The 15,098-nt window shown below is 57.5% G+C and carries 9 protein-coding genes and 1 pseudogene; 2 read left to right on the top strand and 8 right to left on the bottom strand.

Annotated elements, in window-relative coordinates; all coding sequences use genetic code 11:
• Positions 1-149: 149 nt before the first annotated feature.
• The 7 genes and pseudogenes from ACR2TX_RS12785 to ACR2TX_RS12755 form a co-directional block, all read right to left on the bottom strand.
• Positions 150-1,424 carry a sensor histidine kinase gene (locus ACR2TX_RS12785; protein ID WP_077731173.1) on the bottom strand — a complete coding sequence of 425 codons (1,275 nt, stop codon included), beginning with the start codon at positions 1,422-1,424 and terminating at the stop codon, positions 150-152.
• Between the two features lie 8 nt (positions 1,425-1,432).
• Positions 1,433-1,861, bottom strand: a complete 429-nt coding sequence (locus ACR2TX_RS12780) for a response regulator (RefSeq protein WP_077731172.1) — start codon at positions 1,859-1,861, stop codon at positions 1,433-1,435.
• Positions 1,858-2,976 carry a sensor histidine kinase gene (locus tag ACR2TX_RS12775; RefSeq protein ID WP_434132463.1) on the bottom strand — a complete coding sequence of 373 codons (1,119 nt, stop codon included), beginning with the start codon at positions 2,974-2,976 and terminating at the stop codon, positions 1,858-1,860. The genes ACR2TX_RS12780 and ACR2TX_RS12775 overlap by 4 nt, the downstream gene beginning before the upstream one ends.
• A 15-nt stretch (positions 2,977-2,991) precedes the next feature.
• A pseudogene (locus ACR2TX_RS12770) lies at positions 2,992-3,372 on the bottom strand (PAS domain S-box protein); the annotation flags it as partial.
• A 619-nt stretch (positions 3,373-3,991) separates the two neighbouring features.
• Positions 3,992-5,692, bottom strand: coding sequence for an assimilatory sulfite reductase (NADPH) hemoprotein subunit (gene cysI / locus ACR2TX_RS12765; RefSeq protein ID WP_434132324.1), 1,701 nt, complete (start codon positions 5,690-5,692; stop codon positions 3,992-3,994).
• Between the two features lie 7 nt (positions 5,693-5,699).
• Positions 5,700-7,541, bottom strand: a complete 1,842-nt coding sequence (locus ACR2TX_RS12760) for an assimilatory sulfite reductase (NADPH) flavoprotein subunit (protein ID WP_434132322.1) — start codon at positions 7,539-7,541, stop codon at positions 5,700-5,702.
• Between the two features lie 318 nt (positions 7,542-7,859).
• Positions 7,860-9,941 (bottom strand): carbon starvation CstA family protein, encoded by a 2,082-nt coding sequence (locus tag ACR2TX_RS12755; RefSeq protein WP_077731168.1) that lies wholly within the window; start codon positions 9,939-9,941, stop codon positions 7,860-7,862.
• Between the two features lie 300 nt (positions 9,942-10,241).
• Between ACR2TX_RS12755 and ACR2TX_RS12750 the strand changes: the two genes are divergently transcribed.
• Both ACR2TX_RS12750 and ACR2TX_RS12745 read left to right on the top strand, forming a co-directional pair.
• Complete coding sequence (locus tag ACR2TX_RS12750) at positions 10,242-11,858, top strand: methyl-accepting chemotaxis protein (protein WP_168175462.1); 1,617 nt, start codon at positions 10,242-10,244, stop codon at positions 11,856-11,858.
• 127 nt (positions 11,859-11,985) lie between these two features.
• Entirely contained in the window at positions 11,986-13,806 is a 1,821-nt protein-coding gene (locus tag ACR2TX_RS12745) for an EAL domain-containing protein (RefSeq protein WP_077731166.1), read from the top strand.
• A gap of 22 nt (positions 13,807-13,828) precedes the next feature.
• Here the strand turns inward: ACR2TX_RS12745 and ACR2TX_RS12740 are convergent, their stop codons facing one another.
• Entirely contained in the window at positions 13,829-15,007 is a 1,179-nt protein-coding gene (locus tag ACR2TX_RS12740) for a pyridoxal phosphate-dependent aminotransferase (protein WP_205780813.1), read from the bottom strand.
• Positions 15,008-15,098: the final 91 nt, after the last annotated feature.

Genomic DNA, 15,098 nt, shown 5'->3' with positions numbered 1-15,098 from the left:
CTGCGCTTCGCGTGCGCCGTAACCCACCGAACGACCTAACTCACTCTACATAATGTTCACTCGAATGCCGAACGGAATTAGACTCGGCTTCAAAGAGGGTGAACGGAGGATAATACTTGCACCAGCCTGTCTGGCGCTTCCGCGAGCGATCAGCGAGAAGTACCGGCAATCTTTAATCGACGGACTCGTTTGGAATACTTCGAAAACGGTTTGAGCGCCTTGCGATCTGATGGCATGGAAAAATGATGATCGAACCTCGTTTCACGTGTCTTCCCGGGTTCGTTTGTATCTCCAGCCCCCTGCGGCGGCGGAATTTCTTCAGATGAATTCGTATCCACCAAGGGCAACCGCACCACGAATTCGCTACCCGCGCCAGTGCCGGCACTGTAGGCTTCCACTTCTCCGCCATGCATCTCTACCAATCGCTTGACCAGGCTTAAACCGATGCCAAGACCGCCTTGTGCCCGATCAAGGGAACGCGGCTCCTGGGTAAACAAGTCGAAGATGTGCGGGAGACTCGAAGGCGATATGCCCATCCCGTTATCCTGCACCCGTATCACCGCCTTTTGCTCCTCCGCCTCGACCAGCAACTGGATAACACCGCCCTCGTCCGTATATTTCGCCGCATTATCCAAAAGATTGGAAAATACCTGCGTCAATCGAGCGAAATCGGCTTCCACCCAAAGCGGCGCGGACGGTAATTGTATGCACAACTCATGCTGACTGGCCTCGATAAGCGGACGACTTGCTTCGACGGCTTGCAGAACAGGCGTCGTGAGCTCCAGGACTTGAGGCTTGAGCGTTACCTTGCCACAGGTGAGGCGCGACATGTCCAGCAGATCGTCGACCAAGCGCGTAAGCTGGCTCAACTGGCGATCGATGATGCCCTGCGCCCAATCCACGTGAAACGGCGTAACATTCGGTTGTTTCAAGACTTCGACCGCATTGCGGATGGGCGCGAGCGGATTGCGCAACTCGTGGGACAGCATGGCGAGAAATTCGTCCTTGCGGCGGTCGGCCTCTTTCAGCGCCTCCTCGATTCGCTTGCGTTCTATGGCATAACGAATGGACCGGATGAGCAGGTTACCCTGAAACTGCCCCTTAATGACAAAATCCTGAGCCCCTTCCTGGATCAGGCGAAATCCGACAGCCTCATTGTCCAGACCGGTGAAGACGACGATGGGAACCGAACCCGCCATATCGCGGATCTTCAACAGCGTATCGACGCCCTCGGCATCGGGTAGATTGAGATCCAAAAGGATCACATCGAACCGCTGCCGCCTTAGGATTTCCTTCGCTTCGCTGAGCCGAGCCGCCCGTTCCAAATCGAAACACACCATGCCGACCTGGCCTAACGCATCTTCGACCAGGAAGGCATCGCTCGGGCTGTCCTCCACCAGGAGAACGTGGTAGTGCTGCTGCATAGGCTAAACTACCGGGTAGGAAGGCTCACCACCGTAAACCAGAAACTCTCGATGGCCTGAACCACTTTAACAAAACTGTCGAAATGGACCGGCTTGGTGATGTAGCAGTTGGCATGCAATCCGTACGCCCGAAGAATGTCCTCCTCCGCCTTGGATACCGTCATCACCACTACCGGAATCATTTTTAGATTCGCATCGCTCTTGATTTCGGCGAGAACCTCGCGGCCGTCCTTCTTCGGCAGATTAAGATCGAGAAGAATTAGGTCCGGACGTGGCGCATCAGCGTATTTACCCTCCCGCCGGAGAAACGAGGTGGCTTCCACGCCGTCCTCCACGATAAACAGCTCGGTGAGCAGCTTTGCGGATTCGAGCGCTTCTTGGGTGAGAAGCACATCGGTGGGGCTATCTTCAACCAGCAGGATATTGACGGGTCTCATCGGATCGCTCTGAGCTTGGTAGGAAAAGTAAAAAAGAAGGTCGTACCGCGGCCGGGCTCGGATTCCACCCAAATCCGCCCGCCATGTCGCTCCACGACTCTCTTACAAATCGCGAGTCCGATCCCGGTGCCGGGATAGTCGTTCCGCGCGTGCAATCGCTGAAAAATCCTGAATATCCGTTCGAAATAAGGGGATTCTATACCGATGCCATTGTCGGCGACCGCAAATACCCACTCGTTGTTTTGTTTTTTTACGCCGATATGAATCTGTGGTGTTCGGTCACCGCGGAATTTGACGGCGTTGCTGATCAAATTCTGAAACAGTTGGATGAGTTGGCCGGAATCCGCGGAAATCGTGGGCAGGTGGTCATGGGTTATCTTGGCTCCGCTTTCGCTGATGGGGACTTCGAGATTGGCCAAGACTGTGTTTAAGATCGCTTGACAGTCCGTCGGTTCAAAAGGTTGATCCCGTGAGCCGATACGCGAATATGCCAATAGATCATTGATGAGGTTTTGCATGCGTGCGGCGCCGTCCACCGCATGCGAAATCACCTCATCCGCCCGCACGTCCAGCTTTCCCTGGTATCGCCGCCGAATGATTTCCACGCAACCCGCCACTGCCCGTAACGGCTCCTGTAGATCATGGGAAGCCACATAAGCGAATTCCTGCAATTCGGCATTGGAGCGCGCCAGCTCCTGCGCTTGCGCGGCAAGTTGCTCCTCCGCCGTCTTGCGTTCGGTCACATCGAGCATGATACCGATCATGCGGACGGGACGACCGTACCGACCGTACAAGACTTGGCCTCGATCGTTGACCCACCGAATGCTGCCGTCGGTGTGCAAGACGCGATATTCCAGATTGAACGCATCCTGCTTCCTTTGCGTCATAAACCGTTTGATCACCGAATCCACAGCCTCTTTTACGACGGCTCGATCATCGGGATGCACTCTTTCGAGCCAATTCTTGGCGGACGCCTCGCACTCTCCCGGCTTGAGCCCAAGCAGATGATAAGAGCCATCCGACCACATCACTTTGTCCTGAAGTATGTCCCAGTCCCAGGTTCCCGCCCTTGCAGCGCTCAAAGCCAAATTCAAACGCGCTTCGCTTTGCCGCACAATCTCTTCGGCCTGCTTGCGCTGAGTGATGTCGGCTATGGCTGCCAACACATAGTTTTTCTTATCGACATGTATCGGATTCAGAGCGATTTCGACGGGAATTTCCTCGCCGTTCTTGCACAAACCGTAAAGGTCCCGCCCCATGCCCATGGGTTTTCGCTCGGGATCCTTGTTAAAGCTTTGGCGATATGCCTCGTGCCCGATTCTAAACCGCTCGGGAATGAAAACGTCGATCGAGCATCCAAGCAATTCGTCTCTTGAATAACCGAACAACTGCTCCAAATACGCATTGACTAAAACGATCCTGCCGTCATGGTCGACCAGCACCAGCGCATATGGCGCACTCTCTGTAATCATACGGAAGAAGGATTCTGGTCTGTTGCCTGCTTCATCCATGAGGAGAAACGAGAAGTGAGAATTTAAAGCGTCACAGATTGCGGGACTTATGTTGCCCCAAGCCCGGTCGAAAGCGCATCGACCATCAATAACAAGTGACCTGTTAGGGAATCAAATTTTTGCCCAAAGGTCAACCAGATGTTACGAATGATAGAAAACAAATTTGCATGCGTTTCTGATCATTATGCGCTGACAATTTATTTTCATTCGCGTTCCGGGAACGCATGGAAAATCTCGAGCCAGCGCTCTTTCAATTCGGGTGTAAAGGCAATCGAGTCGTCCCTGTACGTGCATTTAATTCCAAATCGCTTTCAATTAGGAATTAATTTTTGTAGGGTGGGTTAGGCGCACATCAGCACTGATCGACCGCCAATCACTGCGCTTCGCGTGCGCCGTAACCCACCGAGCGACCTCGGACCGGTGGGTTACGCTGCGCTAACCCACCCTACGATTAACGTGCATTCGAATGCCGAATGGAATAACACCGAATGTTGTTAACGCGGAATGAAAATGGTTTAGCGGGGCTGTTGCCCCGGCGTGGTCATAGTTGCAGGATTGTGGGCGCGATTGTGCACGCCGGTTGAAGATTGCAATGATGGCAGCAGCGGAATTCAGCCGTCTAGGTCCGCTGAAATTCGCGTCCTGCCTTGACTTCGAGTACATAGCCCGCCCGGATAACGAAATCGCCGAAAGACTCTCCCGTCCGGCGCTCGCGCGCATAGTGCGCGATGATAGGACCCAGTGCATCCACAATTTCGTCTTCCGAAAGCCCTTCCCGGTACAGGGAGTTCAAGCGGCTGCCGTCGGAGCCCGCCCCCAGATAAAGGTTGTACTTTCCCAAACTCTTGCCGACCAGTCCGATTTCGCCGAGATACGGACGCGCGCAGCCGTTGGGACAGCCGGTGACCCGGAGAGTAATGGCGTCTCTTTCCAATCCGGCCTTTTTCAGCAGCGGCTCGAGCCGCGCGAGAAGCGCCGGCAACCAGCGTTCGCTCTCGGCCATGGCCAATCCACAGGTGGGCAAGGCCACGCACGACAAGGCTTGCCGCCGCAAGCCGCTCCAGCGCTCGGCGTCCGGAATTCGATACCGGTCGAGCAAGGCTTCGATCTTAGGTCTAGCGGATTCGCCGATCTTGGCGATAATCAGATTCTGGTTGGCGGTCAAGCGGAAGTCGCCCTCATGGAACTCGGCGATTTCGCGCAGACCCGTCAGCCAGGCGGCCTCGGGCGTATCTCTCAGACGCCCGCTGAGGATGCCGAGCGTCAGGTGCCACTGCCCCCGGTCGTCCCGCACCCAGCCGAAGCGGTCGCCGGTGCTTTCGAAACGAAACGGCCGCGCCGGTTCGAGCCGCCAGCCGAGCCGAGTTTCCAATTCGGCCTTGAACCATTCCGTGCCTCGGTCGTCCAGGGTGTACTTCAGCCGGGCATGTTTGCGGTTACTCCGGTCGCCGAAGTCGCGTTGCACCTTGAGTACGTTTTCGGCGACTTCGATGAGACGATCGGGCCGGCAAAAACCGATGCCTTCGGCGAGACGCGGGTAAGTCAAAGGCTCGTTATGGCTCATGCCCATGCCGCCGCCCACAGCGACATTGAAACCGAGCAACTCTCCGCGTTCGGCGATGGCAATGAATCCCAAGTCCTGGGCAAAGACATCGATATCGTTGTGGGGAGGCAACGTAATGCCGATCTTGAACTTCCGCGGCAGATAATGCTTGCCGTACAAGGGCTCTTCCTCGGCCGGCGTCCCGGCGACGCGCTCGCCGTCCAGCCAGATTTCGTGGTAGGCCCGCATCTTCGGGAGCAGGTGCGCGCCAAGGCGTTTGCTCCAGTCGTAAAGTTCTTCGTGCAGCGGGGAAAGATAGGGGTTGTTGTGGCAAACCACGTTGCGGTTAACATCCCCGCAGGCAGCGATGGTATCCAGCAAAGCGTGATTGATGCCGGCGATAGTCGCCTTGAGGTGCCGTTTCAAGACGCCATGAAACTGGAAGGTCTGGCGGGTCGTGATGCGCAGCGAACCGTAGCCGTAACGGCGCGCCAGTTCGTCCAGTTGCAGCCATTGCCGAGGCGTGCAGACGCCGCCCGGCATCCGCACCCGGACCATGAAGCCGTAGGCCGGCTCCAGCTTCTGCCGCTGGCGCTCGTTGCGGAGATCCCGGTCGTCCTGCTGATAGGTGCCGTGGAACTTGAGCAGCTTGGCGTCTTCCGGGGATACGGCGCCGGTCGCCCGATCGGCCAGGCTTTCCTCGATTGTTCCCCGCAAATAGAGGCTGCGCGCCTTGAGGTCTTCGTCTTCGCTGGCTTGCATGCGTTCTTCCATCATCGCCTCCTCAATACACGTCACGCTGGTAGCGCTTCGAGGACTGCAAGTTCCGGACATATTGCTCGGCCCGTTCACGGTCGATGCCCCCTTCTTTTGCCACGACGGCGATCAAAGCCTCGTGAACGTCGGGGGCCATACGCTTAGCGTCGCCGCAGACATAAAAATACGCCCCTTCTTCCAGCCACGCATACAGTTGACGGCTTTGTTCGAACATCCTGTGCTGCACATAGACCTTATTGTCGTCATCACGCGAAAACGCCACATCGATCCGGCTCAAGAGACCGTTCTTCCGATGAGCTAACCACTCCCGCTGATACAGAAAATCGGTGTGGAAATTTCGGTCGCCGAAAAACAGCCAGCTCTTGCCCCTGGCCCCCGCGATCTCGCGCTCCGCCAGAAAGGCGCGAAAAGGCGCCACGCCCGTTCCCGGTCCGACCATGATGATCGGAGCGCCAGGGTCCTCGGGCAGCCGGAAATTGGTGTTGCTATCGACGTATACCGGCACCTGCCTCTCCTCCGCCACCCGATCGGCGAGAAATGTGGACGCGACGCCATGACGGTCCATCCCGTGACTCTCGTAGCGCACGACGCCGACGGTGAGATGCACTTCGTCGGGATTGGCGTTAAGGCTCGATGCGATGGAATAAAGCCGGGGCGGAAGTTTACGCAGCATGGCGACGAACCGATCGGCGCTGATGCCGGGCACCGGATACCGCCGCACCACATCGATGATTTCCCGACCGCCGAGAAAGTCCCGAAAACGCGACCGGTTTTCGTCCTTGAGCAATTCGGCCAATTCGGCGGAACCGGACAGCTCTGCATACTTCTCCAAAAACGGACGGGTAAGCGTCGTAATTTCAAAATGATGCAGAAGCGCATCTTCCAACGTGGTTTCGACGCCGTCGGAGCCGGAAACGGCTGCGCTTGGATCGAGCCCGATGCTCTCCATAAGATCGGCCGCCCGCTCCGGCCGGTTCGAGGGAACCACGCCCAGAGCATCGCCCGGCTCGTAGCGCAATCCGGAGCCCTCGATGGAAAGTTCGATATGCCGCACGTCCTTGGTGGAGCCTCGTCCCGTCAATCGGACGTTTTCCAGCAGGGTAGCCGGGAACGGCTGTTTCTTAGAGTACGCGGATACCTGATCCGACGCGGCCGGGGTCGATACCTCCACCCGCGGCTCCCGAGATCGGGCCAAGGCCGCCAGTACGCCCTCCATCCAGCCTTCCGCCGTTTCCTCGTAATCGACGTCGCAATCCGCACGGGGATGAAGGCGGGTCGCGCCCAAGTCTTCCAACCGGCTGTCGAAATCGCGCCCGGTTTTGCAGAAATATTCGTAGCTGGTATCGCCAAGGGCCAGGACGGAAAACCGCAAACCCTCCAGCTTGGGTGCTTTCTTCCCGTGCAGGAACTCATAAAACGGGCGGGCATTGTCCGGCGGCTCGCCCTCGCCGTGGGTGCTCGCGATCACGAGGAGGCAACGGTCGCGTCTGAGTTGGGCGCTCTGGTAGCTGCCCATGTCCTCCAGCCGCGCCGCGATGCCGCTTTGCTGCAATCGAGCATGCAGCGCTTTGGCGATCTTTTCGGCGTTTCCGGTTTGCGAGCCGAAAAGCACGGTTACCCCCGCGGACGCCTCCGAAGATCGAAGCGGAGGTGATGGAATGCGTTTCTGCTCGGCATCGCCGAATCCCGCCAGATAACCGCTGGCCCAAACTCTCTGCTCGTGGGAAAGCCCTTCTGCCAAGCGTCTCAAGATATCCCATTGTTGTGGGTTCAAGGGGCCGCTGAGTGTGCTCACTGAATAGTCTCTTGAAGAAGTTGCTGCCGAACTGGCGATTAGACCGGTCCACATGGCCTGCTACGCCACGATCATGGACCTAAAGCCGGCGGCCTTGCCGCATCGCGGTCGGATTCGAATCGCCACTAAACGCCATGCCACAGGAAACCTGAGGATCCAACGCCCTACAAGACAAACGAAAGCCAGTGACCCGCACGGACGCACTGGCTTTCGGCCACCCTGTCGGCATGGCTTGAATACATTGGGAAAAAATATATCAAAAATGCATGAATAACGATAAAGAATATTAATTCATTTCATTAAACCATTTCGGAATAAAAAGATGCCGCAGAACCCGGGGGTGCGCTCTAATCCTTCCCGGCAGACCGAGTATCAATCCCTCACCCAATCCTCGATCAGCCGGCTCGGTATGTGAGGCGATTCGCTGAGCGGCGGATGGGGTTTCCGGGCCAGAATCAGCCCGCACACCCGCAAGGTGTCACCGGCCAGGATCCAGGAAACGGCCAGGAACAGCGCAGTCAACCCGGCGTCGAGATAATCGTTGAAGATGAGCTGTGACGCCTTGGCGGCTTGATCCTCGGGCAGCAGCCCCGCCGCCAGCTTGTCGCTTAAATCCCGTGCATGCGCCAGAAACCCGATGCGAAGCTCCGGGCTGAACAGCTTTTCCCATGCCGCCGAAGTGGTGATGATCAGAAGCCACGCGAGCGGCACGCCGGTTACCCAAGCGAAACGAAGCTTCCCCGTTTTGACCAGGATGGTGGTGGCCACGCAGAGAGCAATTCCCGCCAGCATCTGGTTGGCGATACCGAACAAAGGCCACAGGCTGTTGATACCGCCCAAGGGATCTATGGTGCCGATGTAGAGGAGATACCCCCAGCCGGCCACCACTAATCCGGACGTCAGAATCACGCCGGGATACCAGGAGGTCCGCCCAAGCGCGGGCATCCAGTTACCCAACACGTCCTGTAGCATGAAGCGGGCAACGCGGGTACCGGCATCCAGGGTGGTCAAAATGAACAGCGCTTCGAACATGATGGCGAAGTGATACCAGAGCGAGAGCAAGCCCTGCCCGAAAGCGCTGGCAAAAAGAGATGCCATACCCACCGCCAGCGATGGCGCTCCGCCGGTGCGGGCGAACAGGGTAGATTCGCCCATTTGCTGAGCCAGCGCATACATCTGCCCGACGGTTACCGGAAATCCCCAGGCGGAAATCTTCGCTACCGCTTCCGCCGCATCTTTGCCCACCACGCCCGCGGGGCTGTTGATGGCGAAATAAACACCCGGATCAAGGACGGTCGCCGCCACCATGGCCATGATGGCTACGAACGACTCCATCATCATCGCGCCGTAGCCGATGAATCGGGCGTCGGCTTCATTGGCCAAAAGCTTGGGCGTAGTCCCCGACGAAATCAGGGAATGGAAGCCGGAGATGGCGCCGCAGGCGATGGTGATAAAGACGAACGGAAACAGCTTGCCGCCGAAAATGGGTCCGCTGCCGTCGACGAACCGGGTCAGGGCCGGCATCTTCACTTCAGGGTGAAGGATGACGATGGCCACCGCCAAGGCTGCTATCGTTCCCAGTTTCATGAATGTGGACAGGTAATCGCGCGGAGCCAGAAGCAGCCATACCGGCAGCACGGCCGCTGCAAAGCCGTAAGCGATAACCATGAGCGCCAACTGCGGTCCCTCGTAGTCGAACCAGCCACGGAGGCCCGCCACCTCGTCGATGGCGCCGCCGCCCCAAACCACCAGCAGCAGCAGGCTAACGCCAAGCACCGTCGCTTCGATCACTCGTCCCGGCCTGAGATGCCGCATGTAGATACCGACCACCATGGCGATGGGAATGGTTGCCGCCACCGTGGATGTAGCCCAGGGACTGTGTTTCATGGCATTCACCACCACCAGGCCCAGCACCGCGATAAGGATGATCATGATGCACATGACGCCCAGCAACGCCGCGTTACCGCCGATGGGACCGAGCTCGTCGCGCGCCATCTGGCCTAAGGAGCGCCCGTCGCGCCGGATCGAACAGAACAGGATCACGAAGTCCTGCACGCAGCCGCCGATGACGGCTCCGATCAGTATCCACAAGGTGCCGGGCAGATAGCCGAACTGCGCCGCGAGGGTCGGACCGATCAAAGGTCCTGGGCCGGCGATGGCGGCAAAATGATGGCCGAATACGACCCAGCGATTGGTCGGCACGAAATCGCGCCCGTCGTTGAAACGCTCAGCCGGCGTCGCCCGCGTGCCGTCCAGACCCAGAACCTTGGCCGCAACGAAGGCGCTGTAGAAACGGTAGCCCAGAGCGTAGACGCAAACCGCCGCGGTCACGAACCAAAGGCTGTTGACGCTCTCCCCCCGATTCAAGGCGATCCCGCCGAACGCCGCCGCTCCGATCAGAGCCACCAAGAACCAAATCGCCAATTTTTGAATACTCGAACCCTGTTCTCTCATTTCTTGCGCTCTTTTCCGAAATAGCCGAGGCAAACGTCGTCAAAATGCGCCATAGGATAAAGCCAAATCCAGCCAAAGCGTGAATTTCAAATATGCCTGTTCCTGAAAGCTTTCCACTATGTTCGAGTCCGGCGCTCATTTTCTAGCGGTCATACAACCCATCGGCACCTGACAAAATTTGCAATCAACATGATCAGAACGCTGTGCTCGGCCTTGTCCTCAAAACTGTCATATTTCTGTGACATCTTCGTCACAAAATTCTTAGCTCTAGCAACACTGTTTCAAGCAGACGTCTCACTCATGACTTTCAAACAAAAAATTTTTCTCTCTGCCGTAATTGGCTTTTCCTGTGTCGGTCTGATTACCGGGCTCGCCTGCTGGGGGCTGTTTGCGCAGTCCGAAAGCGTCACCAAGTTGCACTTGAAAGTTCAAGCGCTGAAAAGCAGCGCCGAAGCGGATCGGTTGCATCACGGCTTGTTCGGCGCAGTCAGCCGCGCGTTGTTGCTGCACCCGGACGCTGCTTCGGAAGAACGTGAGGAAATTCGAGGCGTGTTGCGGGACACCAGCGAACGACTGCGGCAATCCATCTCATCGCTCAGCACCTACAATCTTCCCGAAGCGGCATTGCACGAACTGGACGCGGTCAAGCCGCTGATCGAGATCTACGAGTTCGACGCCAATGTACTGGTTTCGAGGGCCTTGTCGGACGGAGAAACGTCCCGTGATCTTCCTCCCGATTTCCTGGGCACGTTCCGGGACATCGAGACCAAGCTCTCGTCCTTGTCCAGCATGATCGAAAATACCGCCGACGAGGCCAGTGCCGAAGCCGACCGTTCCAAGGAAAAAACGCTGGCGATGCTACTCTCCTTCGGACTCGTGACCTTGACCTTATCAATGCTTTCCTGTGTTTACCTGTACCAAGGTGTTTATCTTCCCCTACGGACGGTCGCCGACCATTTCTCGACCATCAGCCAAGGTACCAGCGACTTGACGATTCGCCTGAACGATCAAGGCCGCAACGAAGTCGCGTCGATTGCCGGCAGCTTCAACCGCTTCGCCGCCAAGCTCCAGGACACCTTGCATCAGCTGCTGGCCTGCAGCGAAAGGATCAACCAGGAATCAAAACACTTGCTGAACGTCAGCGATTCCGCAAGTCAGGGCGTCCAGCAGCAGCAAAACGGAATACACCAACTGGTTGCGGCCGTGGAGCAGATGACGGTCGCGATTCAAGACGTTGCCCGTACGGCACATGCCACAGCCGAAGCGGTTCAGGCGACTAATCGGGAAACGCAGAACGCCAAACGGATCGTAGACAAGGCAACGGAAGCTATCGACGTCTTGGCGATCGATATGGGCAAAGCCACCGAGGTCGTCGGCATTCTGGAAAAGCAGACCGAACGCATCGGCGCTGTCTTGGATGTGATACGCAATATCGCCGATCAAACCAACTTGCTGGCCTTGAACGCCGCCATCGAGGCCGCGCGGGCCGGCGAATCGGGACGCGGCTTCGCGGTCGTCGCCGAAGAAGTCCGCAGTCTGGCGAGCAAGACCCAGCAATCGACCGCCGAGATTCAAGCCACTATCGAACAGCTTCAAGCGGAAGCGAAATCCGCGGTCCAAGCTATGGAAGACGGCCGCAATCAAATGAAAGCGACCATAACCGAGGCCGGCAAAGCGGGCGAAGCCCTTGCGCGCATCACCCAGATGATCGGCCAGCTCACCGACATGAACACGCAAGTCGCAAGCGCCGCCGAGCAGCAAACGGCGGTCGTGGGCGACATCAATCGCAACATCGTTGCCATCGGACGCATCTGCAATTCGACCGCGGAGGGCGCGACCCGGTCCGCCCAGGCCGCCCGCGATTTGTCGCTGACCGCCGATTCGATGAACCGCGTGACGGCGTTGTTCAAGGTCTAAAACTTCCGACGGATGCTCAGCTTCGGAGTCGCCACCCAGAATGCTCCAAAGTTGTAAGCCTTTGGCAGCTTCTCGGGGCAACTGAGATCCGAAGCCATCTTGCATCCATCTTCAGCGAGACAATCCCATGCGTCCAATGCATCCCTTTCCGGCAGTACACAAATATTTGGAGCAGAAATTTCCGGACATGGACGTCTCTGAGGTCATTCACCAAGGGACGGTGGCGCGCCTCTTGAAATACGTACCTCCTCTTTCGCGGAATACCGGCTGCCTTGATGTTTTGAGCTTGTTCATCAAGGATCAGGAGCTTTATTCGGCTGCCATAACGGACGAAAACCTCGTGCCGATCGGCATCGTCGATCGCCATTCCCTGGTCGAAATCTTTATTCAGCCCTTTGCACGCGACCTGAACTACAAGAAAACGATCGACGAGTTCATGGACCCCAGCCCCATCGTCGTCGAAGCGCATACTGGCATCGACGATCTGGCCAGCATCATCGTCGACGCTGGAATGCGGCACATGGTTAACGGCTATATCGTTACCAAAAACGGCATCTATGCCGGCATGGGCACCGGACACGACCTGCTCGACGAGATTACTCGAAGAAAACAGGCTCACCTCTATTATCTCGCCCACTTCGATCAACTCACCGGACTTCCGAATCGCTTGCTCTTCGAAGATCGACTGCAACGGGCATGTCTCAATGCGCAAAGACACGGCAGCAAGGTTGCGCTGCTCTTCATCGATCTGGACCGGTTCAAATTCATCAATGACACCTTCGGACACGCCAGCGGAGACTTGCTGTTAAAGGGCGTGGCCGAACGGCTCGTTGCCTGCGTCAGAAAAAGCGACACAGTGGCCCGGCTGAGCGGCGACGAATTCACCGTCATCCTCGAGAACCTTCACAACGCCTCCGATGCCGTCTTGGTGGCCGAATCGATAACGGCTGCCTTGGCCAGGCCTTTTTCCGTATTGACCAATGACTTGCATATCACTTCTAGCATCGGCGTCTCGCTTTTCCCCGACCATGATCTAACTACCGACGGATTGATGCGCAAGTCGGATGCCGCCATGTATAAGGCGAAGGAAAACTACGGAGGACAGTGCCTTGTTTATGACGAGCACATGGAGAACGGGGTGCTGGAACGGTTGACCATCGAAAAAGGGCTACGTACGGCACTCGACGACAAGGAATTCAGACTCCATTACCAGCCTCAATGCAATGCAGTCACGGGCGAAGTCTTGGGGGTGGAAGTCCTCCTCCGCTGGCATCACCCGCGGTTAGGGCTGGTCTCCCCAGCCAAATTCATCCCGATTGCCGAGGAAACCGGACTCATTGTCCCCATCGGCGAATGGGTACTGCGTGAAGCGTGCCGACAGCATATGGCCTGGCAAGGCGAGGGACTGCCCCCAATCCGCATAGCGGTTAACATTTCGGCCGTGCAGTTCCGCCAGAGGGATTTTCATGGCCTGGTGAAAGGCATCATCGAGGAGAGCGGCATCAAGCCCGAATACCTCGAACTTGAACTTACCGAAGGCGTGGTCATGGGCGATGCGCCAACTACGATCGATTCTCTGGCCCAACTCAGGCAGTTGGGAGTGAGGCTTGCCATCGACGATTTCGGTACGGGGTATTCGAGTCTTAGTTACTTGCGGGAGTTTCCTCTGGATCGACTCAAGATCGACCAGTCGTTCATCCGCAATATCGACAAGGTTCCGGCGAACCTTGCCATCGTGCGCGCCATCGTGGCGCTCGGAAAAAATCTGGGGCTGGAAATCATCGCCGAAGGCATCGAAACCAACTCAGAGTTGGCCTTGGTTGCGGCGAACGATTGTGCCGAGGTGCAGGGTTACCACATTTCCAAACCCGTGCCGCCCGATCATTTCGCCGCATGGTTCCTAAGCCGCCCCGATTGCCGAATGAACTTCGAATCCGGCATCGTCTAGCCCAGATGCTGCTCACCCAGACTCACGCATCGACAACGGCGCGCAATCCCCCCACGAGCCGCCGAGTTCCCTCGGCGGCCGTCTCGGGCTCCAGAGCACCGTAGGCAACCCGCAGATAACAGCCCGTTTCCAGCCCGAAAGCCTTGCCCGGAATGACGGCCACCTTGTGCTCACGGATCAGGCGTTCCGCGACCATCATTGAGTCGAGCTCGGTATCGAGCTTTAGCAGAAGATAGAAAGCGCCCTGGGCTTCCGGAACCCGGCAGATATCGGCCAGATTCCGCAGTCCGTCCAAAACGATCTCGCGAACCCGGCCGATGGTCTCCAGTTTCTCGCGGCAATAGCCGGAACCTGTCTCGAGCGCTCCGACCGCTGCGTGCTGCGAAATCGAGGGCGCGCAGATGAGATTGGTGTCCTGGGCTTTCAGCACCGCCTCGTACAAATGCTCCGGAATCACCATGTAACCAATGCGCCAGCTCGCGAAACCGTAAGCCTTGGAAAGCGAGAACAGCGATATGGTGTGCGGCTCGGAATTTTGCACGGAGGCCGGCGAAAAATGCTTCGCGCCGTAGGTGAAATATTCGTAAGCCTCGTCGCTGATATGGTATATCCCGTGTTCTCGGCAAATCGCGTTGACCGCCCGCAAGGCGTCTTCCGAATAAACCGCTCCGCTGGGATTGTTCGGCGAGATGGTGACGATTGCCCGGGTCCGATCGTTAACGGCGGCCCGGATGAGATCGGTCCGAAGTTGATAGTTCTCGTCCGTCGGCACGAACACCGGCGTGCAGTTGAGCATCCGGATCGCCATTTCCTGGTTGAAATAGTACGGAAGCGGCAGGATGATTTCGTCGCCCGGATCGGCGATGGCGAACAGAGCATTGAGAAAACCCATGTTTCCGCCGGCCGTTACTACGATGCGTCGCTCTGCGCCAACGCGGATACCGTTCTCTGCCGCCAGTTTTCGCTCGATCAACTCGAGCAGCCGAGACATGCCCTGGACGGGGCCGTACTTCTGATTTTCCGGTTTCGCGAAGAAACCGCGGATCGCTTCGTGGGCAGCCGCTGGCGGACCGTAGAACACCACGCCCTGCCCCAGCGAAATCGTTCCGGGATGGCTTCGGATCAACTCGGCAATTACCGGAATGATGGGGGCTTGCACGGCGCTCATGCGCCGGCTGACCTTCGGTCGATGCTTCGTCATGTCACACTGCCAAAAACGCGAATTGTAAGGCGCTTTCCCGCATCGGTTAAAATGCCTCTCGCTCGGCGCAGGATGCACAAGCCGGACGCCC

Origin of the sequence: Methylocaldum sp. GT1BB (genome assembly GCF_051027545.1) — a bacterium.
GTDB lineage: Bacteria > Pseudomonadota > Gammaproteobacteria > Methylococcales > Methylococcaceae > Methylocaldum.
Note: the sequence above shows the minus strand (reverse complement) of the source record. Positions and strands in the feature narration are given on the sequence as shown.

Excerpts from the sequence above, each read along its gene's own strand:
- ACR2TX_RS12785 (WP_077731173.1), bottom strand. The coding sequence starts at position 1,424 with ATGCAGCAGCACTACCACGTTCTCCTGGTGGAGGACAGCCCGAGCGAT.
- ACR2TX_RS12780 (WP_077731172.1), bottom strand. The coding sequence starts at position 1,861 with ATGAGACCCGTCAATATCCTGCTGGTTGAAGATAGCCCCACCGATGTG.
- cysI (WP_434132324.1), bottom strand. The coding sequence starts at position 5,692 with ATGATGGAAGAACGCATGCAAGCCAGCGAAGACGAAGACCTCAAGGCG.
- ACR2TX_RS12760 (WP_434132322.1), bottom strand. The coding sequence starts at position 7,541 with ATGTGGACCGGTCTAATCGCCAGTTCGGCAGCAACTTCTTCAAGAGAC.
- ACR2TX_RS12755 (WP_077731168.1), bottom strand. The coding sequence starts at position 9,941 with ATGAGAGAACAGGGTTCGAGTATTCAAAAATTGGCGATTTGGTTCTTG.
- ACR2TX_RS12750 (WP_168175462.1), top strand. The coding sequence starts at position 10,242 with ATGACTTTCAAACAAAAAATTTTTCTCTCTGCCGTAATTGGCTTTTCC.
- ACR2TX_RS12745 (WP_077731166.1), top strand. The coding sequence starts at position 11,986 with ATGCGTCCAATGCATCCCTTTCCGGCAGTACACAAATATTTGGAGCAG.
- ACR2TX_RS12740 (WP_205780813.1), bottom strand. The coding sequence starts at position 15,007 with ATGACGAAGCATCGACCGAAGGTCAGCCGGCGCATGAGCGCCGTGCAA.